The sequence below is a fragment of the Streptomyces bicolor genome, assembly GCF_000719285.1.
In the GTDB taxonomy this organism is placed as follows: domain Bacteria; phylum Actinomycetota; class Actinomycetes; order Streptomycetales; family Streptomycetaceae; genus Streptomyces; species Streptomyces bicolor.
Window position 1 is genome coordinate 18,388 of sequence record NZ_JOFS01000004.1, and the last position, 21,956, is coordinate 40,343.

19 protein-coding genes are annotated in these 21,956 nt (G+C 70.8%); 13 read left to right on the top strand and 6 right to left on the bottom strand.

What is annotated here, in order from left to right; genetic code table 11:
• Positions 1–172: 172 nt before the first annotated feature.
• Positions 173–937, top strand: a complete 765-nt coding sequence (locus IF78_RS0105295) for a ferritin-like fold-containing protein (RefSeq protein ID WP_031479309.1) — start codon at positions 173–175, stop codon at positions 935–937.
• A 192-nt stretch (positions 938–1,129) separates the two neighbouring features.
• On the opposite strand, the gene IF78_RS0105300 is transcribed toward IF78_RS0105295, so the two are convergent.
• The 4 genes from IF78_RS0105300 to IF78_RS0105315 form a co-directional block, all read right to left on the bottom strand.
• On the bottom strand, positions 1,130–1,399 hold the full coding sequence (locus IF78_RS0105300; RefSeq protein WP_031479311.1) for a hypothetical protein: 270 nt from the start codon (positions 1,397–1,399) through the stop codon (positions 1,130–1,132).
• 198 nt (positions 1,400–1,597) lie between these two features.
• On the bottom strand, positions 1,598–1,825 hold the full coding sequence (locus IF78_RS0105305) for a DUF3107 domain-containing protein (RefSeq protein ID WP_019754243.1): 228 nt from the start codon (positions 1,823–1,825) through the stop codon (positions 1,598–1,600).
• Between the two features lie 212 nt (positions 1,826–2,037).
• The gene (locus tag IF78_RS0105310; protein WP_031479313.1) at positions 2,038–2,679 is read right to left on the bottom strand and encodes a TetR/AcrR family transcriptional regulator; all 642 of its coding nucleotides are present in this window, start codon (positions 2,677–2,679) and stop codon (positions 2,038–2,040) included.
• Between the two features lie 241 nt (positions 2,680–2,920).
• Positions 2,921–3,145, bottom strand: a complete 225-nt coding sequence (locus IF78_RS0105315) for a hypothetical protein (RefSeq protein ID WP_031479315.1) — start codon at positions 3,143–3,145, stop codon at positions 2,921–2,923.
• Between the two features lie 248 nt (positions 3,146–3,393).
• On the opposite strand from IF78_RS0105315, the gene IF78_RS0105320 reads away from it, so the two are divergent.
• The 12 genes from IF78_RS0105320 to moeZ all read left to right on the top strand — a co-directional run bounded on the left by IF78_RS0105320 (position 3,394) and on the right by moeZ (position 18,476).
• Positions 3,394–4,464 carry an alpha/beta fold hydrolase gene (locus IF78_RS0105320; protein ID WP_031479317.1) on the top strand — a complete coding sequence of 357 codons (1,071 nt, stop codon included), beginning with the start codon at positions 3,394–3,396 and terminating at the stop codon, positions 4,462–4,464.
• 8 nt (positions 4,465–4,472) lie between these two features.
• On the top strand, positions 4,473–6,146 hold the full coding sequence (locus tag IF78_RS0105325; RefSeq protein ID WP_031479319.1) for a DUF3152 domain-containing protein: 1,674 nt from the start codon (positions 4,473–4,475) through the stop codon (positions 6,144–6,146).
• A 136-nt stretch (positions 6,147–6,282) separates the two neighbouring features.
• On the top strand, positions 6,283–6,375 hold the full coding sequence (locus IF78_RS50625) for an Ms4533A family Cys-rich leader peptide (RefSeq protein ID WP_324617261.1): 93 nt from the start codon (positions 6,283–6,285) through the stop codon (positions 6,373–6,375).
• Between the two features lie 190 nt (positions 6,376–6,565).
• Positions 6,566–8,284 carry an ABC transporter substrate-binding protein gene (locus tag IF78_RS0105335; protein WP_031479321.1) on the top strand — a complete coding sequence of 573 codons (1,719 nt, stop codon included), beginning with the start codon at positions 6,566–6,568 and terminating at the stop codon, positions 8,282–8,284.
• Between the two features lie 4 nt (positions 8,285–8,288).
• Positions 8,289–9,275, top strand: a complete 987-nt coding sequence (locus tag IF78_RS0105340) for an ABC transporter permease (protein WP_031479323.1) — start codon at positions 8,289–8,291, stop codon at positions 9,273–9,275.
• On the top strand, positions 9,272–10,279 hold the full coding sequence (locus tag IF78_RS0105345; protein ID WP_031479325.1) for an ABC transporter permease: 1,008 nt from the start codon (positions 9,272–9,274) through the stop codon (positions 10,277–10,279). Before IF78_RS0105340 ends, IF78_RS0105345 begins: the two co-directional genes overlap by 4 nt.
• The gene (locus IF78_RS0105350) at positions 10,276–11,910 is read left to right on the top strand and encodes a dipeptide ABC transporter ATP-binding protein (RefSeq protein WP_031479327.1); all 1,635 of its coding nucleotides are present in this window, start codon (positions 10,276–10,278) and stop codon (positions 11,908–11,910) included. Before IF78_RS0105345 ends, IF78_RS0105350 begins: the two co-directional genes overlap by 4 nt.
• 204 nt (positions 11,911–12,114) lie before the next feature.
• Positions 12,115–13,824, top strand: coding sequence for a DUF3492 domain-containing protein (locus IF78_RS0105355; protein ID WP_031479329.1), 1,710 nt, complete (start codon positions 12,115–12,117; stop codon positions 13,822–13,824).
• On the top strand, positions 13,821–15,215 hold the full coding sequence (locus IF78_RS43325) for a hypothetical protein (RefSeq protein WP_031479331.1): 1,395 nt from the start codon (positions 13,821–13,823) through the stop codon (positions 15,213–15,215). The genes IF78_RS0105355 and IF78_RS43325 overlap by 4 nt, the downstream gene beginning before the upstream one ends.
• A gap of 247 nt (positions 15,216–15,462) precedes the next feature.
• On the top strand, positions 15,463–16,458 hold the full coding sequence (locus tag IF78_RS0105365) for an NAD-dependent epimerase/dehydratase family protein (protein ID WP_031479333.1): 996 nt from the start codon (positions 15,463–15,465) through the stop codon (positions 16,456–16,458).
• The gene (locus IF78_RS0105370) at positions 16,446–17,234 is read left to right on the top strand and encodes a spherulation-specific family 4 protein (protein WP_031479335.1); all 789 of its coding nucleotides are present in this window, start codon (positions 16,446–16,448) and stop codon (positions 17,232–17,234) included. The genes IF78_RS0105365 and IF78_RS0105370 overlap by 13 nt, the downstream gene beginning before the upstream one ends.
• A gap of 63 nt (positions 17,235–17,297) precedes the next feature.
• Complete coding sequence (gene moeZ, locus IF78_RS0105375; protein WP_031479337.1) at positions 17,298–18,476, top strand: adenylyltransferase/sulfurtransferase MoeZ; 1,179 nt, start codon at positions 17,298–17,300, stop codon at positions 18,474–18,476.
• 113 nt (positions 18,477–18,589) lie between these two features.
• Here the strand turns inward: moeZ and IF78_RS0105380 are convergent, their stop codons facing one another.
• Both IF78_RS0105380 and IF78_RS0105385 read right to left on the bottom strand, forming a co-directional pair.
• Positions 18,590–20,140 (bottom strand): alpha/beta fold hydrolase, encoded by a 1,551-nt coding sequence (locus IF78_RS0105380; protein ID WP_031479339.1) that lies wholly within the window; start codon positions 20,138–20,140, stop codon positions 18,590–18,592.
• A 134-nt stretch (positions 20,141–20,274) separates the two neighbouring features.
• Positions 20,275–21,819, bottom strand: coding sequence for an alpha/beta hydrolase (locus IF78_RS0105385; RefSeq protein WP_031479341.1), 1,545 nt, complete (start codon positions 21,817–21,819; stop codon positions 20,275–20,277).
• Between the last annotated feature and the right edge of the window lie 137 nt (positions 21,820–21,956).

Below are 21,956 nucleotides of genomic sequence, written 5' to 3' on the forward strand. Positions count from 1 at the left end.
GCCACCGACCGGGCATCCTCATAACGTGCGGCCCGTCGAGATACGTCTGAGTACTCAGCGGGCGCATTACCACCATACCCCGGAAACGCGCACATGCGATGGCCGAATTGGTCACGTAGTCGGCGTCACAGTGATTGACCAGGGCCTTCCGTGACGCGGTGAGCGGGCTATTGTGCGCTTCATGACGACGCCTGACAACACCTCTGACGCCGCTGACACCCCTGACTCGACTGTCGAACACACCGGGGTCGCCGCCCAGGACTGGGCGCAGGCCTCCGCCGATCCGCAGTACCGGGCCGCTGTCGTGGACCTGCTCGGCGCGCTGGCCTACGGCGAGCTCGCGGCGTTCGAGCGGCTGGCGGAGGACGCCAAGCTGGCGCCGACGCTGGCGGACAAGGCGGAGCTGGCGAAGATGGCGTCGGCCGAGTTCCACCACTACGAGAAGCTGCGGGACCGGCTGACCGAGATCGGGGCGGAGCCGACGCAGGCCATGGAGCCGTTCGTGGCCGCGCTGGACGGGTTCCACAAGCAGACGGCGCCGTCGGACTGGCTGGAAGGGCTCGTCAAGGCGTACGTCGGTGACTCGATCGCCAGTGACTTCTACCGGGAGGTCGCGGCTCGGCTCGACTCGGACACGCGGGGGCTGGTGCTGGCGGTGCTCGACGACACCGGGCACGCGTCGTTCGCCGTGGAGAAGGTGCGGGCCGCGATCGATGCCGATCCGCGTGTGGGCGGGCGGCTGGCGTTGTGGGCTCGGCGGTTGATGGGGGAGGCGCTGTCGCAGTCGCAGCGGGTTGTCGCCGACCGGGACGCGCTGTCCACGATGCTGGTGGGTGGGGTCGCGGACGGGTTCGATCTCGCGGAGGTCGGGAAGATGTTCTCGCGGATCACTGAGGCGCACACGAAGCGGATGGCTGCGCTGGGGCTGGCGGCGTAGGGTTCTCGCCCCCGCCGCCCCTACCCGTCCCGTCCCTGGGGGCTGCCGCCCCCAGACCCCCGCTTCGGCCCTGAAGGGGCCTCGTCCTCAAACTCCCCCAGAGGGGCCACCCCCAGACGGGCTGAACGACGCGGACCGGCGCTGAGAAGCGACCGCGACGTCAGGGTTCCGGCGGCCGGTCGTTCTCTGGGTCTACGCGGTCGCCGAGTGGCGGCTCAGTCTTCCCGAGGGGCGTACCAGCAGGGAGAGGGAGGCGGCGGAGACGACCGCCGCGCCGATGAGGATCACGAAGAGGTTGCCGAAATCCAGCGCGGTGTGCGTGATGAAGGCGCCGAAGAGGCCGCCGGCGACACCCGTAGGCAGGACGAGGGAGCGCGTGGGCAGGCGGTGCGGCATGCGGTGGGCGGCAGCCCAGGCAAGGGCCAGGCCGAGGATCGCGGAGCTCAGCGCTTCCAAGAGCATGTTGGGGTCCCTCCCACATGGCCGACCTGCTCGAAACGGTCGTAGCCCGTCATACCCCTGACCTGCGGAATGCAATCCTCCTCTGTGATCGACTTGTGCGCCATCCGTGGAGAGGCCTCGTAGTGGTGTGGGGAAACGGGAGGGCCCGGCGACCGTGAGTCGCCGGGCCCTCCCGTCTTTGTCTGTCCGCCGCTGCTCTTACAGCGCGCCGAAGCCCACCTTGCGCGGGGCCGGCTCGCCGAGCTCCACGTATGCGAGACGGTCGGCCGGGACCAGGACCTTGCGGCCGTGCTCGTCCACGAGGCTCAGCAGCTGAGACTTTCCGGCCAGCGCCTCGGACACCGCCCGCTCGACCTCCTCGGCACTCTGACCGCTCTCCAGAACGATCTCGCGGGGCGCGTGCTGCACGCCGATCTTGACCTCCACGGCTATGTCCCTCCGACGGTCAGTGAAGTGCGCGACCTTCCGCGCCGTACCCAGCACACATTAGCCCGGTGAGGGGACGTGCACCCTCCGCCCAAGAACGCCAGGAGCGAACAGCGGACGGGAACAAACGCCCCGCACACGCGCGTGCGTCGAGCGAGGCCACCGGATGTCCAGTAGACGCCCCCACACGCGCGTGAGGGCGTCCGGGGCGCTCAATGGTGCTCGGAGCCGTGCAGCGGGAAGCCCGCGATGCCGCGCCAGGCCAGGGACGTCAGCAGCTGCACCGCCTGGTCGCGCGGCACGCTGCGGTCGCTGTGCAGCCAGGAGCGGGCCACGACCTGGGCGAGGCCGCCGAGGCCGGAGGCGAGCAGCATCGACTCCGCGCGCGAGAGGCCGGTGTCCTCGGCGATGACGTCGCAGATCGCCTCGGCGCACTCGTTCGTGACCTTGTCGACGCGCTCGCGCACGGCCGGTTCGTTCGTCAGGTCGGACTCGAAGACCAGGCGGAAGGCGCCGCCGTCGTCCTCGACGTACGCGAAGTACGCGTCCATCGTCGCCCGTACGCGCTGCTTGTTGTCGGTCGTCGACGCGAGCGCGTTCCGTACGGCCTGGATCAAGGACTCGCAGTGCTGGTCCAGCAGCGCCAGGTAGAGGTCGAGCTTGCCCGGGAAGTGCTGGTAGAGCACCGGCTTGCTGACGCCGGCGCGCTCGGCGATGTCGTCCATCGCGGCAGCGTGGTAGCCCTGCGCGACGAAGACCTCCTGGGCGGCGCCCAGGAGCTGGTTCCGTCGGGCACGGCGCGGCAGGCGAGTGCCCCGCGGGCGTGCCGCCTCTGTCTGCTCGATGGCTGTCACGCCGCCTCCCAATGTCGTCCACATGCGGTGTGCGCCGCGCCGCCATCGTACTTTTCGGTAACCCTGCTGTGCGCGGTGCGAGCGCAGAATTTCACGGACCGGACGGTGACGAAAGTCGCACAGAAGGTTTGAAACCGGGGCGGAACGGGCATGAAACGGCCTCTTTCCTGCTCATAGGCCCACGGGTTCCCACTCAAAAGCGCACGAGTTCCTGCTCGAAGTTCTCATGGCTGCGCCCGCGTCACCGGTAGTCGTCCTCGTCGATGGAGACGACGCGTGCCTGTTCGGCGAGATCGGCCTCGTTGGCCCCGTCCTTGTCCGCCCCGGTCAGTGGGTCGTCGCGGTCGGGCCTGACATCGGCGTGCTGTTCTGCCGCGTCGGCCGTGGGGGCCTCGACGTCGAACTCCTGGGCTTCCTCGGTGTCGTCGTCCACGAATGTCTCGGGATCGGTGGGATCGACGGCCATGGCGGGCTCCCTTCCTAGACGTCCCCGTGGGGGCACGACGTCCCTGGCTGAAGCAGGGATCCATGTGCGGGTGCCCTGCGTACGAGCCTAGGAGACACCGGTTCCGGACGCTATGCGATCCACGGGGTATCTACTGGTGATTCGCGGTGATTCAGGGTGCCCCGGATAGCCGGTTGTTTGCCGTGTACTGGTCGAGTTGTGACGGCGAACACATGAACCATGGCGTGATCGTCTCGTAACATTGCCGCATGTCTTCGACCGAGCTGCCGTCCGTGTCGGCCGCCAATGTGCTCCCCAAGGTGGCGACCGTCAGGGTCGCCGAAGGGGAGCGGCTTCGATCGGTCGGGCTGCCGGGGATCACGCTCACGGTGCGTTCGAGACCGCCCGCGCGCGAGGGGCTGCCGCCGGCGCTGTACGTCCATGGACTCGGCGGTTCCTCGCAGAACTGGTCGGCGCTGATGGAGCAGCTCGAGGGCGACGTCGACTGCGAGGCCGTCGATCTGCCGGGCTTCGGCGACTCGCCGCCGCCGGACGACGGCGACTACTCGATCACCGCGCACGCACGCGCGGTGATCCGTTATCTGGACGCCTCCGGCCGCGGCCCCGTGCACCTCTTCGGCAACTCGCTCGGCGGCGCCGTCACGACGCGCGTCGCCGCGGTGCGCCCCGACCTCGTCCGTACGCTCACCCTCGTGTCGCCCGCGCTGCCGGAGATCCGCGTCCAGCGCAGCGCCGTGCCCACGGCGCTGCTCGCGGTGCCCGGAGTGACCGCGCTCTTCACCCGCTTCACCAGGCAGTGGACGGCGGAGCAGCGGGTCCGCGGCGTGCTGCACCTGTGCTACGGCGACCCCGGGCGGGTGACGTCCGAGGGGTTCCGCAACGCGGTCGAGGAGATGGAGCGGCGGCTGCAACTGCCGTACTTCTGGGATGCGATGACGCGTTCCGCGCGCGGACTGGTCAACGCCTACACACTGGGCGGCCAGCACGCGCTGTGGCGCCAGGCCGAGCGGGTGCTGGCGCCGACCCTGCTCATCTACGGCGGCCGGGACCAGCTCGTCGGCTACCGCATGTGCCGGAAGGCCGCGCGCAGCTTCCGTGACTCCCGTCTGCTGAGCCTGCCCGAGGCCGGGCATGTGGCGATGATGGAGTACCCGGAGGTGGTCGCCCGGGCGTTCCGTGAACTCCTCGCGGAAGCCGGGGAGGCGGAGGCCGAGGGCGACCGGTACGTCGCGGGTGAGGGCGCGGGTGCGGATACGGGTACGGGTGTGACTCGGAACTCGGGCGAGGGCGACGCCGTGCCCGAGAGTGCGGGGAGCTGAGGCTCGACGTGGGACGCCACAGCCGCCGCGGGTCCGCCGCCAAGCGCGACCGCGACACCGCGGCCACAACCGCACGACAGGGCTCTCGGGGGGCACCGCCGGACACGGGCGCGGACCGACGCGGGCCGTCCGTGCCGGGCGGCGGCCCCGGCAGGGTTCCGGCTTCCCGGCCGGGTGCGGCACCGGGGGCAGGCACGGCACCGGGTGCGGTCCAGGGCGCTTGGCCGCAGCCCGGCGGGCCGGTCGGTCCTGGTGGCCCCGCCGGTCACCGGGTGCCGGGTCCGACGCCGGGCAGGCAGGGGATGCCGACGGGTGGGGCACCGGCGTACGGAGGACACGGCTTCCCGGACGGCACGCCGGCGCAGGGAATCCCGCGGCTGCCGGACGGCACGCCCGCGCACGGCTTCCCGAGGCTTCCTGACGGCACCCCCGCGCACGGCTTCCCGAGGTTCCCCGACGGCACCCCGGCCCACGGCATGCCCCGTCTCCCGGACGGAACGCCCGCCCACGGCACCCCCCTGATCCGCGGAGGCCACCCCGAGCAGCGTGAACCCGGTGGTGGCTGGGGCGAGTTGGGCGGGCGGGCCGGGGGTGCCCAGGGCGGTGCTCCCGCACCGGCCGGTGCTCCGCCCGCGACCGGCGTTCCCTTCCCCAGGCCCCGGCGGGCAGCGGCGTCCGAAGGGCCCCGGCAGGAGTACCTCGACGCCTTCGGCGAGGACGTCGACGTCTTCGCGCCCCGTAGGCCCGACTCCGCGCACGCCGCCGACCCGTACGCCTCCGTCACCGACTGGGACACCCGGACCGGTGTGGGCATACCGAACGACACCGACCAGGACGACGCCCCGCCGACCGGCGAGCCCGTGCCGGCGAAGGGTGCCAAGGGCCGGGCCTTCGCCGGCATCGCGGCCGCCGCCGTCGTCACCGTGCTGGCCGTTGTGGTCGCCGGGCAGGTCGCGAAGGGGCGGGACGACAGCGACGTACAGTCGCAGTCCGCCACCGATCAGGCCGCGCGGGACGCCCGTGACCCGGCCTCGCGCGGGGACGGGCGGCCGACGCCGTCCGGTTCGCCGAGCGCGACGCCGCTGACGTACGAGCAGAAGATGGGGGAGAAGTACGCGCTCAGCGCCACGCTCAAGGGCTCGGGGAAGTTCGACGCGGTCCAGGGGATCGCCAAGGCCCCCGGCACGGGGCAGAAGTTCACCTATCGCGTGGATGTGGAGCAGGGGCTCGGGCTCGACGGCGAACTCTTCGCCGAGGCCGTTCAGAAGACCCTCAACGACGACCGGAGCTGGGCCCACAACGGCGCCCGCACCTTCGAGCGCGTCTACTCCGGACAGCCCGACTTCGTGATCACGCTGGCCAGCCCCGGCACCACCGCTGACTGGTGCGCCAAGTCCGGACTCGACACCACAGAGGACAACGTGTCGTGCAACTCGGCCGCCACCGAGCGCGTGATGATCAACGCGTACCGATGGGCGCAGGGGTCGAAGACCTACGGTGACCGGATTCACGCGTACCGGCAGATGCTGATCAACCACGAGGTCGGCCACCGGCTGGGCTTCCCCCATGTCACCTGCGACAAGGACGGCGATCTCGCACCCGTCATGCAGCAGCAGACCAAGTTCCTCGAGCACGACGGCATACAGTGCCGGGCCAACGCCTGGGCATATCCCGGGAATTGACGGATGACTCTTACGTTCAACTCATGCGCCCGACCCACGTCTGGCCGCGCCTGACCCCCGTCCGACCCACGCCTGAGTCATGGCTGACTCATTCGTCACATTGACATGTGCAGCGTGCTCGTACATATTTCTGCACATGTCGACCCGTCACACCTCCTCTCGCGCCGCCATCGAGCTGGCGCTCATCGGTGTGACCGCCTTGTGCGTGGCCGACATCGACTGTCGCTGACGCTCGCCCCTGGCGTTCGCGTCGCGATCTTCTTCCCTTGCCGTGACCTGCTGACGGGTTTCCCGATCCCGTGGCTCGTTCACGGGTTTCCGACGACCCGACGCCGGGGCTGACGTCTGCTCTTCTCCGTCTCACTCCGCGTCAATCCGTCTCGCTATTCGAGACTCATCATTTCGAGAGGTCGTCTCCGATGCGTCAACCGTCCGTCATAGCGCGCCGCGTGGCCGCGGCATCCGTCAGCCTGGTCGTGGCAGCGGGCGCCGCCGCCTGCGGGCCTGAGGACAACGATGCCAAGGGCGCCGGCGTCGACTCCACGCCCCACAAGGGCGGCACGCTCACGGTCCTGAACTCCGATCCGCAGCAGGACTTCGACCCCGCCCGCCTCTACACCTCAGGCGGTGGAAACGTTCCGTCCCTCGTCTTCCGCACCCTCACCACCCGCAACCGTGAGGACGGCGAGGCCGGCGCCGAGGTCGTCCCCGACCTCGCGACCGACACCGGGCGCCCGAACAAGGACGCCACCGTGTGGACGTACACCCTCAAGGAGGGCCTCAAGTACGAGGACGGCACCCCGATCACCTCGGCCGACATCAAGTACGGCATCGAGCGCTCCTTCGCCCCCGAACTGTCCGGCGGCGCCCCGTACTTGAGGGACTGGCTGGTCGGTGCGGCCGACTACCAGGGCCCGTACAAGGACAAGAAGGGCCTGTTGGCCATCGAGACGCCGGACGCGCGGACCATCGTCTTCCACCTGAACAAGCCCGAGGGCGAGTTCCCGTACCTCGCCACGCAGACGCAGTTCACGCCCGTGCCGAAGGACAAGGACACCGGCACCAAGTACGAGGAGCACCCGATCTCGTCGGGGCCGTACAAGGTCGTCGAGAACGAGAACGACGGCGAGCATCTCGTCCTGGAGCGCAACACGTACTGGTCCGCCTCGACGGACGCCGAGCGTAAGGCCTACCCCGACAAGATCGACGTACGATCCGGGCTCGACTCCTCCGTGATCAACCAGCGGCTGTCCTCGTCCCAGGGTGCGGATGCCGCCGCGGTCACCACGGACACCAACCTCGGGCCGGCCGAGCTGGCCAAGGTGACCGGTGACCAGGAGCTCGCCGCTCGTGTCGGTACCGGGCACTTCGGCTACACCAACTACATCGCGTTCAACCCGACGATCAAGCCCTTCGACAACGTCAAGGTGCGGCAGGCGATCTCGTACGCCGTCGACCGGTCGTCCGTGGTCAACGCCGCCGGTGGTTCCGCGCTGGCCGAGCCCGCCACCACCTTCCTGCCGAACCAGAAGTCCTTCGGCTACACGCCGTACGACCACTTCCCGGCGGGCGCGAGCGGCGACCCGGCGAAGGCCAAGGAACTGCTGAAGGAGGCCGGTCACCCCAACGGGCTGACCGTCACCCTGACCCACTCCAACGCCAAGGACTTCGAGACCAGCCCCGAGATCGCGACCGCGATCCAGGACGCGCTGAAGAAGGCCGGCATCACGGTCAAGCTGCAGGGTCTGGAGGAGAACGACTACTCCGACAAGATCCACGACGTGCAGACCGAGCCCGGCTTCTTCCTCGCCCACTGGGGTGCCGACTGGCCCTCCGGCGGCCCCTTCCTCGCCCCGATCTTCGACGGACGGCAGATCGTGAAGGACGGCGCGAACTTCAACACGGGCCTGCTCGACGACAAGTCGGTCAACGCGGAGATCGACGCGATCAACAAGTTGACCGATCTTGACGCCGCCGCCAAGCGGTGGGGCGCGCTGGACCAGAAGATCGGCGAGCAGGCGCTGACCGTGCCGCTCTTCCACCCGGTCTACAAGCGGCTGTACGGCAAGGACATCCGGAACGTCGTGATCAGTGACTGGACCGGCGTACTGGACATCTCCCAGGTCGCGGTGAAGTAGCGCCGTGACTGAGGCAGTTCTCGCCGCCGAGGCTCCCGGGGCGGCCGCTCCGGGGGCCTCGGGGGCCCGTCAGTTCTGGCGGCGGCTGCGGACGCAGCGCGCCACCCTCGTCGCGGCGGTCGTCGTCGCGCTGCTCGTCCTGGTCGCGCTCGCCGCGCCGCTGCTCACCGCGATCGAGGGCCAGGACCCGACCACGTATCACCCCTCTCTGGTGGACTCCGCGCGCGGGGGCGTGCCGATCGGATCCTTCGGCGGGATCAGCGGGGACCATTGGCTCGGCGTCGAACCACAGACCGGACGGGATCTGTTCGCGCGGCTGGTGTACGGCGCCCGGGTCTCCCTCGGGGTCGCGCTGGCCGCGACCGTCGTCCAGGTCGCCATCGGTGTCGTCGTGGGCGTCGCCGCCGCGCTCGGCAGACGCTGGGTCGACCAGGTGCTGAGCCGGTTCACCGACGTCATCGTGGCCATGCCGCTGATGATCATGGCGTTGGCGCTGCTCGCGATCGTGCCGTCGAGCTTCCCGCGGCCCGTCCTGGTCGCCCTCGTGATCGGGCTGATCGCGTGGGGCAACATCGCGAAGATCGTGCGCGCGCAGGCGCTCACGCTCAAGGGACTCGACTACGTCGCCGCCGCCCGGCTCAGCGGCTGGGGCACCTGGCGGATCGCCCGCCGTGAGCTGCTCCCCGGCATCGCCGCGCCGGTCATCACCTACGCGGCGCTGCTCGTCCCGGCCAACATCGCCATCGAGGCCGCCCTGTCCTTCCTGGGCGTCGGTGTGAAGCCGCCGACGCCGTCCTGGGGGCAGATGCTCACCGCCGCCGACGTCTGGTACCAGGCAGCCCCGCAGTACCTGCTGCTGCCCGCCGGCGCGCTCTTCGTGACCGTCCTGGCCCTGACCGTCCTCGGCGACGGCGTCCGCACGGCCCTCGACCCGCGCGCGGCGTCCCGGCTGCGGGTCGGGACGGGCCGCAAGAGGGAGGCCAGGGCATGAGCGGCCTCGCCGGTCTCACCGGCTTCGCGCTGCGCCGGACCGTCGGCGCCCTCGTCACCCTGCTCGCCATCTCGGTGATCGTCTACGTCGTCTTCTACGTCACCCCGGGCAACGTCGCCCAGATCACCTGCGGCCCGCGCTGCTCGCCGGCCCAGGTGCAGCAGGTCGCCGAGCAACTGCACCTGAACGACCCGCTGTACACCCGGTACTTGAACTTCCTTCAAGGCCTCGTCGCCGGTCAGGACTACTCGACCGGCACGTCCGTCCAGCACTGCTCGGCACCCTGCCTCGGGCTGTCGTACCAGAGCGACCAGCAGGTCACGGCGCTGATCCTGGCGAAGCTGCCGGTGAGTCTGTCGCTCGTGTTCGGCGCCATGGTGCTCTGGCTGATCCTCGGTGTCGGCACCGGCGTGCTCTCCGCATGGCGACGCGGACGCCTCACCGAGCGGCTGCTGACCGGCGTCACGCTCGTCGGCGTGGCCACGCCGGTCTTCGTCATCGGCCTCGTCCTGATGATCGTCGTCTGCGGGCAACTGCAACTGCTGCCGTTCCCGCAGTACGTCGCCCTCACCGACGATCCCGAGCAGTGGGCGTGGAACCTGCTGCTGCCCTGGCTCTCGCTCGCCCTGATCGAAGCCGCCGCGTTCGCCCGGCTGACCCGGGCGGCGATGCTGGAGACGCTGGCCGAGGACCACATCCGCACCTTCCGGGCCTACGGCGTCGGCGAGCGGTCCGTCATCGGGCGGCACGCGCTGCGCGGGGCCGTCGCGCCGGTCATCGCGCTCAACGCCAACAACTTCGGCGGTGCGGTCGGCGGTGCCGTGCTCACCGAGACGCTCTTCGGACTGCCCGGCATCGGGCAGGAACTGGTCCACGCCGTCAATGTGGTCGATCTTCCGGTCGTCGTCGGGATGGTCCTGGTCATCGGCTTCTTCGTGGTCCTCGCCAACGCCGTCGCGGACGTCCTGTACGCGGTGGCCGACCGACGGGTGGTGCTGGCATGAGCCTTGTGGAGGTCACTGGCCTGACGGTCGAGTTCGGGTCCCTGCGGGCCGTCGACGGGCTGTCGTTCCGGCTGGAGCGGGGCGCCGCCCTCGCGCTCGTCGGCGAGTCCGGCTCCGGAAAGTCCACCGTCGCCTCCGCCCTGCTCGGCCTGCACCGGGGCACGGGCGCGCGGGTCGGCGGTGCGATCGAGGTGGCCGGCGTGGACGTACAGGAGGCATCGGACGAGGAACTGCGGCGGCTGCGCGGCGCAAAGGCCGCGATGGTCTTCCAGGACCCGCTGTCGTCCCTCGACCCGTACTACGCGATCGGCGATCAGATAGCCGAGGTGTACCGCGCACACACGCGTGCCCCGCGACGAGCGGCACGCGCGCGTGCGGTGGAGGTGCTGGACCGCGTCGGCATTCCGGACGCGGTACGGCGGTCACGTTCCCGCCCGCACGAGTTCAGCGGCGGCATGCGGCAACGCGCCCTCATCGCCATGGCATTGGCCTGCGGACCCGACCTGCTGATCGCCGACGAGCCGACGACCGCGCTCGACGTGACCGTCCAGGCCCAGATCCTCGACCTCCTGCACACGCTCCGCGAGGAGACGGGCATGGGGCTCCTCCTCGTCACGCACGACGTCGGCGTGGCCGCCGAGAGCGTCGACGAGGTGCTCGTCATGCGGCACGGGCGCGCGGTCGAGCAGGGGCCGGTCGGCACGGTCCTGGGATCGCCCGCACAGCCGTACACGCGCGAACTGCTCGGCGCGGTCCCGCGCGTGGACGCACCGCGCGCTGTTGCGCAGGCGTCGGCGGAGGAGCTGGTGACGGGGGAGGAGTCGGTGACGGGGGAGGCGGAGGTTGTCCTGGAAGCGGCCGGCCTCCGCCGTGAATTCGGGCGTCGGAAGCGGGCGTTCACGGCCGTGGACGACGTGTCGCTGACGATCCACCGAGGCGAGACCCTCGGGATCGTCGGGGAGAGCGGCAGCGGCAAGACGACGCTCGGGCGCATGCTCGTCGGTCTCCTGGAGCCGACGGCGGGGGAGGTCCGCTACGACGGGCACGCGCGCGTGGGCGTGCGTCCGGCCGTCCAGATGGTCTTCCAGGACCCGGTCTCCTCGCTCAACCCCCGTCGCAGCGTGGGCGAGTCGATCGCCGACCCGCTCCGCGCGCGGGGCGAGAAGGATGAAGAGCGCATCCGGGGGCGCGTGCGGGAGCTGCTGGAGCGCGTGGGGCTCGACGCGGCGCATTACGACCGCTACCCGCACGAGTTCAGCGGAGGCCAGCGCCAGCGTGTGGGCATCGCGCGGGCGCTCGCGGCCGACCCGCGCCTCATCGTCTGCGACGAGCCCGTCTCCGCACTCGACGTCACCACGCAGGCCCAGGTGGTCGCCCTGCTCGGCGAGTTGCGGCGCGAACTCGGGCTCGCGCTCGTCTTCGTCGCGCACGACCTCGCCGTCGTGCGCCAGGTCAGCGACCGGGTCGCGGTGATGCGGAGCGGGCGGATCGTCGAGGAAGGGCCGGCCGACGAGGTCTACGACAACCCGCAAGACCCGTACACCAAGCAGCTCCTGGCCGCCGTACCGGCACTCGACCCACGGATCGCGGCCCAGCGGCGGGCCGCGCGACGGGAGTTGGCCGTGGTGTGAGCGCCTCGGTCGTGACGATCCGTGCGCGTTTGGTCTCCTAGCGCGACGGAACGCGACCCGCACGGGAAAGTTACGACCGTTCACCCCTTTTGGTGGCGCGATGGACAACCGTCCGTCGCGCCACCGCCTTGTCCGCATACGTTCGTCCCGCTGCGAGCCGCCGGGGGAACGGCGGCTCCCCTTAGGGAGATCGGGGGTGTACTCGTGCACATCGGACTGATTGCGGAGGGTGGCTATCCGTTTGTGAGCGGTGACGCCGGCCTCTGGTGCGACCGGCTCGTGCGCGGGCTCGGACAGCACGAGTTCGACATCTACGCGCTCAGCCGCAGCGAGCGGCAGGAGACCGAGGGCTGGGTTCCGCTGCCGCCGCAGGTCAACCGGGTGCGTACGGCACCGCTGTGGACGGTCGAGGACGACGGGATGGGGTACGGGCGCCGTGCGCGCCGGCGGTTCACCGAGTGCTACGGCGAGTTGGTGGCCGTGCTCTGCGCGGGCAGTGCCATAGACGGTGCCGGCCCATCCGAGGACCCGTCCGCCACTGAGGCGGACCGTTTCGGCAACGCGCTGTACGGGCTCGCCGAACTCGCCCGCGACGCGGGCGGACTGGTGGGAGCGCTCCGCTCCGAAGCCGCCGTACGCGCCCTGGAGCGCGCCTGCCGAGCGCGCGGTGCGACGAGCGCGGCGCGCGAGGCGCGCGTACCCGATCTGCTGGCCGTCGCCGCGCATCTGGAACGCGCCCTGCGCCCCCTCTCGCTCGACTGGTACGAGGACGACGGCCTGGGCTCGGTCGACCTGTGCCACGCCACCTCCGGCGGCACCGCGGCCCTGCCCGGTCTGCTCGCCCACCACTTCTGCGACGTACCGCTGCTGCTGACCGAGTACGGCGTCCGGCTGCGCACCCACTACCTGGCCGCCACCGAGTCCTCGCCCGCCGTACGCGCCCTGCTCGCCGCCTTCCACGGCAGGCTCGCCGCCGAGACCTACACCCGGGCCACCCTCATCACCCCCGGCAACAGCCACGCCCGCCGCTGGCAGGAGCGCTGCGGCGCCGACCGCGAGAAGCTCCGCACGGTCTATCCCGGCATGGACGCCGCCCGCTTCGCGGAGGTAGGTGAGGCCCCGGACTGCGCGGACCCGGACACCCTCGTCTGGGTCGGCCGGGTCGAACCCGCCAAGGACCTGGTGTCGCTGCTGCACGCCTTCGCGGAGGTCCGCAAGGAGGAGCCGAAGGCCCGCCTGCGCATCGTCGGCACCCCCTCGGGTCCCGAGGGCGCCGCCTACCTCGGCCACTGCAAGGCGCTGGCCGTACAGCTCTTCCCCGACGAGGCGGAGGGCCCGCACACGGTCGGCGACAACCCCGTCTCCTTCGAGGAGATCGGCGGCCCGGAGATCCCGGCCCTCGCGGACGCATACGCCTCGGGTGCCGTGACCGTCCTGTCCAGCGTCGTCGAGGGCTTCCCCATCGGCCTGGTCGAGGCCATGCTCTGCGGCCGCGCGACCGTGTCCACCGACGTGGGCGCGGTGGTCGAGGTCATCGGCGGCACCGGTCTCGTCGTACCGCCGCGCAATCCGCGAGCGCTCGCGGAGGCCTGCGTGGCCCTGCTGCGCGACCCCGAGCGCCGTGAACGCCTGGGCGCCGCCGCACGCGCGCGTGCGCTCGAACTGTTCACCGTCGAGCAGAACGTCGCGGCATTTCACGGCATTTACCTGGAGATCGTCTCGCGCACACCGGTCCGCCGAGTCGTCCTCGACGAGGCCGGTGCCCCCTTGCCCTTCGCCGTCCCCGCCGAGGCCCACGTGCCCGGCCGCTGGACCGGACGAACCGCGCGCGTGGTCGCCCGCGGCGGCCCGGCCCGCCCGACCGAAGCCCCCGTACGGGCCACCTCGCTGCCCGCGACGGAGGGAGCGCGATGAGCGGCCTCGGAGGACTGGACCGCCCAGGAGCTCCAGCCGGCCCTGGCGCATGGGACGAACGACGGCAGGAGTGGCCCGAGGCAGAGCCGCACCCGCGCGAGAGCGGAGCCGGCGCGCCCGGCACCGCCGCCGGAGCCGATGAGCTTTCGGCCCGTGTCGATGGGGTTGTCGATGGGGTTGGTGAGTCGTCGGTCTCCTCGGCTCGTGTCGGCGGGGCTGGCGAGTCCTCAACCCGCGTCGGTGGGGCCGACAAGCCCTGCACCCCCGCCAGGGAACCAACCGCCGTCGGCCCTCGACCGGCCTCCCCCCGCCGTACCGGCGCCGACCCCGTGAAGGCGCTGATGCACCGCCACCGCGACCTGTGCGAGCGCGCGGTGGACCCCCTGGAGATCGCCGCCGGTCTGGAAGCCCACGGCGTCACCGACCGCACCGCCGCGCGTTTCCTGCACCGGGACGTCTTCTCCCTGGCGGAGGAGATCTACGCCAGGGTGCCCCGGGATTCCGAGAAACCGCCCGGCGGCCCGCTCCTGACCACTCCCCGCGCCCGTGCCGACTGGCTTCTCCTCACCCTCCTCCCCGGAGCCCTCTGCGCGGCGGTCGTGACCGCCCTGCATCTCACCCACGGCCAGTCCCGGGTGATCGCGGCCGCGGCGGGAGCCCTGGCCGTGGCCCTCGCCCTGCGTGCGGCCCTGGCCCGCGGCCCGCTCGCCACCACGGACCGCACGAACCCGACCGCCACCCGGACCTCCTGGCTCATCGCCTACGCCCTTCTCGGCGACGGACTCCTCCGGGCAGCCATGACCGGAGGCCCCGACACCCTCCCCACCGGCACCGCCGACGGCCCCTGGCCCTTCACCACCGCACCCGTCCTGGCCCTCACGCTCTCCTGCGCACCGGCGGCCTGGTGCGCCCACCTCCTCGCCGTACGGGCCCGCCGCAAACTGTCCGCCAGCCGGGGCCTGGCGGAGTTCGCCACCTCCGTGAAGCCCCTGCTCCTGGGCACCTTCGTTCTCTACCTCGGCGCCCTGACGGCCCTGCTGACCCTGACCACCACCGCACTGGACGAGCCGGCCGCCTACCCCCAGACCCTCACCCTGGGCGCGCTGCTCCTCCTCGCCCGCCTCCTCACCACCCACGGGTTCACCCACGCCCCCGCGCTCGTCCTCACGGCCACAGCCTCAGCCGAGGCGACAGCCCTGGTCACGCTCTTCGCAGCCCGCCTCCCCGGCTGCGCCTGGCTGGCAACGCCCGTACAGGCCCTGATCGACACCTGGGGGCCGGCCGCCGTCCCCACCCTCGCCTGCGGCGCGGGCGCGCTGACCCTCCTGCTCCACGCCACCCGCACCCTCACCAGGGCGTCGGCGCACGCGACGCGGGACCAGCCATGGTGACGCGCCGCCAAGTCGCCCCACCGGGCCGCGACCCACAACGCGCCGTCAGGCGCTGCGCGCATCTCCACTCGGTGTCACGGACCGCAGCGGGCCTACGCGCCCACATACCCGCAGAAGCCCCCTTTCTGAAGTCCGCCCGTCTTGCAGTACGCCTTTCTTGAAAGTCCCCCTCCCTGAAGCCTTTTGAAGGAGACCCCCAAATGATCACCTCCCGACCCGACCACCCCTCGGCAACGGGAGCCGCCCGATGAGAGTCCTGCTGATCGGAGCCAACGGCTACCTCGGCCGCTTCGTGGCCGACCGCCTGCTCGCCGACCCCGCGGTCCAACTCACCGCGCTGGGCCGCGGCGACGACGCCGACGTCCGCTTCGACCTCGCGTCCGGCAGCCCCGGCGCCCTCACCCGCTTCCTCGACGCGGTCCACCCCGGCGTCGTCATCAACTGCGCCGGCGCCACCCGGGGCGGCGCGCGCGAACTCACCCGCCACAACACCGTCGCCGTCGCCACCGTCTGTGAGGCCCTGCGCCGCAGCGGCTGCGGTGCCCGCCTCGTCCAGATCGGCTGCGGTGCCGAGTACGGCCCGAGCCAGCCCGGCTCCTCCACGGCCGAGGACGCCGTTCCCCGCCCCGGCGGCCCGTACGGCGTCAGCAAACTCGCCGCCACGGAACTGGTCCTCGGTTCCGGCCTGGACGCCGTGGTCCTCCGGGTCTTCTCGCCCGCGGGCCCCGGCACCCCCGCCGGCTCCCCTCTCGGCCGTCTCGCCGAGGCCATGCGCCGCGCCATGCAGTCCGGCGACGGCGAGCTCAAACTCACCGGCCTGGGCGCCCAGCGCGACTTCATCGACGTCCGCGACGTGGCCAGGGCCGTCCACGCCGCCTCGCTCTCCGCGGCGCAGGGCGTCATCAACATCGGCTCGGGCCGTGCCGTCCGCCTCCGCGACGCCGCCGCGGTCCTCGCCCGGGTCGCCGGATACGGCGGTGCCCTCCACGAACTCGACGGCCCGCCCGGCACGTTGCGGACCACCATCGGCCACCCCCGCGCCGACTCGGACCACGCGTCCCATGTCGGACACGGGGCCCATCCGGGACACGCCGCCCCGTCCGCGTACCCGTACCCCGACGGCTGCGGCAGCTGGCAGCAGGCAGACGTGCGCACCGCGCGCGACCGGCTCGGCTGGCGCCCCCGTATCAACCTCGAAGAGTCCCTGGGTGACATCTGGATGGAGGCGGCATGCCGCATCTGACCGGCACCACTTCGACCGCGTCGACCACACCGAGCACAGCCCTCCGCACCGGCCTCGGCATCCCCGGCTACGCCCACCCCCTTCTCGCTCCCACCGAGTGGGGCGAACTCACCCGCCCCGGCACCCCGGTGCACTGGGTCGTCCTGAACGTCGCCGACGGTCCCGGCACCCGCCCCGACACGCACTGTCTGCGGGCCGTCGAACAGCTCCGCCACGCGGGAGTCCGTGTCCTCGGCCATCTCGACACGGCTCGCCTCGGCACGGCGCATCTCGGCACGGCCTCCGGCGCGCGTGCCTTCGGGGAGGTGATCTCCGAGGCGCATCGGTACCTCGACTGGTACCGGGTCGACGGCTTCCTGCTGGACCGCTGTCCGACCGACGGCGCCGCGCTGCCCGAGATCCGCCGCACGGCCGGCACACTCCGCGCCTTGCGTGACAAGGCCCACATCGTGTTCGGCCACGGCACCCACCCGCACCCCGGCTATGCCGAGTGCGCCGACCAGCTGGTCACCTTCCAGGGCTCGTGGAGCGACTACCGCTGGTCGCAGGTCGCGGAGTGGACGGCCGACTACCCACCCGACCGCTTCTGCCACTTCGTCCACGGTGTGCCCCTCGGCCACCTCGACGAGGCACTGCGCATCGCCCGCTGGCAGGGCGCCGCGACGATCTGGTTCACCGACCGCACGGACCGCGGCGGCCGCACCGACCCCTGGGAGACCATGCCCGGCTACTGGGACGAAATCGTCTCGCAGGTCGGAACGGGTGTCTCGGAATGAAAAAGCCCATGGCAGTGTTACGGGGAGAACAACTGTAGTGATCGACCGACCAACGGAGTCCCCGTGTCGCTGCCACCCCTGGTCGAGCCGGCCCCCGAGCTCACCGTAGACGAGGTTCGCAGGTACTCCCGCCACCTGATCATCCCCGACGTGGGGATGGACGGGCAGAAGCGGCTGAAGAACGCCAAGGTGCTGTGTGTGGGCGCCGGCGGCCTGGGCTCGCCGGCGCTGATGTACCTGGCCGCCGCGGGCGTCGGCACGCTCGGCATCGTGGAGTTCGACGAGGTCGACGAGTCGAACCTGCAGCGCCAGATCATCCACAGCCAGTCCGACATCGGCCGCTCCAAGGCCGAGTCCGCGCGCGACTCCGTCCTCGGCATCAACCCGTACGTGAACGTGATCCTTCACGAGGAGCGGCTCGAGGCCGACAACGTGATGGACATCTTCAGCCAGTACGACCTGATCGTCGACGGCACGGACAACTTCGCGACCCGCTACCTGGTCAACGACGCCTGCGTGCTGCTGAACAAGCCGTACGTGTGGGGCTCGATCTACCGCTTCGACGGCCAGGCCTCGGTCTTCTGGTCCGAGCACGGCCCCTGCTACCGCTGCCTCTACCCGGAGCCCCCGCCGCCGGGCATGGTCCCCTCCTGCGCCGAGGGCGGCGTGCTGGGCGTGCTGTGCGCGTCCATCGGCTCCATCCAGGTCACCGAGGCCATCAAGGTCCTCACCGGCACCGGTGAGCCCCTGGTCGGCCGCTTGATGATCTACGACGCCCTGGAGATGCAGTACCGCCAGGTCAAGGTCCGCAAGGACCCCAACTGCGCGGTCTGCGGTGAGAACCCGACCGTCACCGAGCTCATCGACTACGAGGCCTTCTGCGGCGTCGTCTCCGAGGAGGCCCAGGAGGCGGCCGCCGGCTCCACGATCACTCCCAAGCAGCTCAAGGAGTGGATCGACGACGGCGAGAACATCGAGATCATCGACGTCCGCGAGATCAACGAGTACGAGATCGTCTCGATCCCCGGCGCCAAGCTGATCCCGAAGAACGAGTTCCTCATGGGCACCGCCCTGGAGTCCCTCCCGCAGGACAAGAAGATCGTCTTGCACTGCAAGACGGGTGTCCGCAGTGCGGAAGTCCTCGCGGTCCTCAAGGCCGCAGGCTTCGCCGACGCCGTGCATGTCGGCAGCGGCGTGATCGGCTGGGTCAACCAGATCGAGCCGCACAAGCCGGTCTACTGAGTAAAGCCGGACAAGTCGGTCTGTTGAGCGGCCGGCCTCGCCGATAGGCGGGGCGGCCTGGCTCCGGCGGCGGGGGCCTCGCGCACCATGGGTGCCTGGGGCCCCCGCCGTCGTCATGAGCAGACCTTGCCGTCCTTCGGCACCGCTCCTTCCAGCAGGTACGCGTTCACCGTGGAGTCGACGCAGTCGCTGCCCTTCCCGTACGCGGAGTGGCCCTCGCCCTTCCAGGTGAGCACCACGCCGACGCCCTTGCCCAGTTCGTCCGCCATCCTCCGGGTGCCCTCGTAGGGCGTCGCCGGGTCGCCGGTGTTGCCCACCAGCAGGATCGGTGCCGAACCAGGCGCGCTCACCTCCGGCGTGTCGTACTGCCCGGCCACCGGCCAGTCGTGGCACCAGCCGGACGTGTCCCAGCCCAGCATGGGTCCGAAGACGGGTGAGACCTTCTCGAAGCGTGGCAGCAGCTTCTTCGTCTCCGCGACCGTCGGCCGCTGCTTGTCGTCCAGGCACGATATGACCCGTTGGGAGTGGGCCCCCGTGGCGTAGTGGCCCGAGGTGTCGCGGTCGTTGTAGTCGTCGGCGAGTGCCAGGAGCTCCGAGCCGTCTCCCTCTTCGGCCGCCTCCAGGGCGCTCGTCAGCGTCGGCCAGCTCGCCTCGCTGTAGAGCGGATTGAGGAGGCCGATGAGCGCGAGCGTCTCCGTGAGCTTGCGTCCGGAGGATGTCGGCAGCGGGTTCGCGTCGATCCGCTTCAGCATGTTCACGATCTTCTGCGAGCCTTCGCCGGCGTTCTGGCCGGTGGACTCGAGATAGTTGTCGAGCGCGCGCTGGAAGCCCCGGGCCTGGTTCTCGACGTGCCCCTTCGAGTCGGCGCTCGGGTCGGCGACCGCGTCCAGGATCAGGCGCCCCACGTTCTTCGGGAACAGGTGGGCGTAGACGCCGCCGAGTTCGGTGCCGTACGAGATGCCGAAGTAGTGCGTCTTCGAGTCGCCGAGGACCTGGCGCATCAGGTCCATGTCGCGGGCGGTGTCGGTCGTCGATACATGTGCCATCAGCCTGCCCGCCGACTTCTGGCAGCCCTGGCCGAAGGCGGCGGCGTCCCGGAAGTACGCCGTCTCCTCGGCCGGGGTGTCCGGTGTGATGTCCACGGACTCGGAGGCCTCGATCTCCTTGTCGCTGCGGCAGCGGACGCCTTCACTCGAGCTCACCCCGCGCGGGTCCCAGCTCACCAGGTCGTACCGCTCGCGCAGCTCGGACGCGGTCGAGGCGTACCACGGCAGCGTGGAGACCCCTGAGCTGCCCGGGCCGCCGAAGTTGAACAGGAGCGAGCCGATGCGGTCGTCGCCGGTCGCCTTGGTGCGGATCAGCGCGAGGTCGATCGTCCTGCCGTCCGGTTCCGCCCAGTCCAGCGGCGTCTTGAGCGTCGCGCACTGCCACTCGTCGCCCGGCGCGGGGGAGTCTCCGGTGGCCTTGCAGCGCCCCCAGTCGAGCTTCTGCGAGGTCAGGGAGGTGGGCAGCGGGGTCGCCGCCGAGTCCGTGGACGCTGCCGGTGAGCTCGGCCCGCTGGTCCTCCCGTCGGCCGCGTCGCCGTCGGACGAGTCGCCGCTGCAGCCCGTCACCAGCAGCGCGGCGGCGGCCGTCAGGGCCGTCCACCGTACAAAACGCGCCATGTCACTTCCCCCCTCGCAGGCCGTCCGCTCTGTGCCGCGGATGGCGGTCAGGCCATGGTAGGCGGATCGGGAAACAGCCGGCGCAGCCTGTGGATAACTCTCTGACCTGCGGATTCAGGCTCCCGGCGGGCGGCTCAGGAGCACACTGTTCCTGCCTTGGGCATCTTCCCGTCCAGCAGGTAACCGTTCACCGTGTCCTGCACGCACCTGTTCTTGCTGTTGTACGCACCGTGTCCCTGCCCCTTGTACGTCAGCTCGACGCCCACCCCCTTGCCCAGTGACTCCACCATCCGCCGTGCGCCCTCGTACGGCGTGGCCGGGTCGCCCGTGTTGCCCACGACGAGGATCGGCGCCGAACCGGGCGCGCTGACGTCGGGATGGTCGACGGCGCCCGGGACAGGCCAGTCGGTGCAAGTGAGCAGGGACCAGGCCAAGGAGTCGCCGAACAGGTTCGATGCGGCCCGGAATTCGGGCAGCTTCCGCTCCACGTACTCGGCTGTGTAGCGGGGTGCTTCGTCGGAGCAGTTGATCGACACGTTGGCCGGGATGATGTTGCTGTACTCGCCGTTCTCCCTGCGTCCGTTGCTCGAGTCGGCCAACTGCATCAGGACGCTGCCGTCACCTTCGTACGCCAGCACCAGGCCCTGGGTGAGCAACTCCCAGTAGTCCTTCCTGTACAGCGCCTGCAAAATGCCGGAGGTCGCGGCGGTCTGGGTCAGCTCGCGCGGGAAGATGCCCTGGATCGGCTTGCCGTCGAGGTCCTTCAGCAGCTTGGCGATGCGGTCCTTGACGTCCTGGGCGGTGTCGCCGATCGGGCAGGCCTCGGCCTTGGAGACGCAGTCCGCGGCGAAGTTGTCGAGCGCGAGCTGAAAGCCCTCGGCCTGCGCGAGCGAGGTCTGCTCGGGGTTCTTCGTCGGGTCGACGACCGCGTCGAAGACGGCCCGTCCAATGTTCTTGGGGAACAAGTGGGCGTAGACGCCGCCGAGTTCGGTGCCGTACGAGATGCCGAAGTAGTGCAGTTTGTCGTCGCCGAGCACCTGCCGCATCAGGTCCAGATCACGGGCCGCGTCGGTGGTGCGCACATGCGGCAGCATGTCCTGGGAGTTCTCCTCGCATGCCTCGCTGAATTCCTTGATGCTGTCCAGCCGTTCGGCCCGCTCGGTGGCGTCGTCCGGCGTCGCGTCCTGCTGGAACAAGGCGTCGAGGTGCTGGTCGTTCTCGCACAGCACGGGCTCGCTGCGGCCGACCCCGCGTGGATCGAAGCTCACCAGGTCGTAGCGGGTGCGCAGCTTCTCGTACGCGTCGCCGAAGGCGGGCAGCGTGGTGACGCCCGAGGCGCCGGGCCCGCCGAAGTTGAAGATCAGCGAGCCGATGCGCCGGTCCTGGTCGCCGGCCTTCACCCGGATCAGCTCGATGCCGATCGTGTCGCCCTTGGGATCGTCCCAGTCGAGGGGCGCCTTCATCGTGGCGCACTGCCATGTGCCGTCGTCCGGCAGAGGCGACGGGCTGCCCCCGCCGCCCTGAGCCTGGGAGGGAGCGGGGCAGTCCTCCCAGCTCAGCTCCTGGACGGTCAGGTCCTCGTCCCCGGAGTCGTCGTCGCTGCAGCCGGTCGGCAGGGAGATCAGCAGCAGTGCGGTGGTGGCCAGGGCGACGGCGCGTATCCGGGGCGGGTTCGGCATGGTCCCATCCTGCGGTCGTACGAGGCGGGGCGCTCGGGGCGCGAGCCGTACGAGGTACCGCGGCGCCTCACCGTTTCCGTGCCCTCACACCGTATGGCGCCCTGCTTCTCGTACGACAGGACCGCCGAAATCGAGGT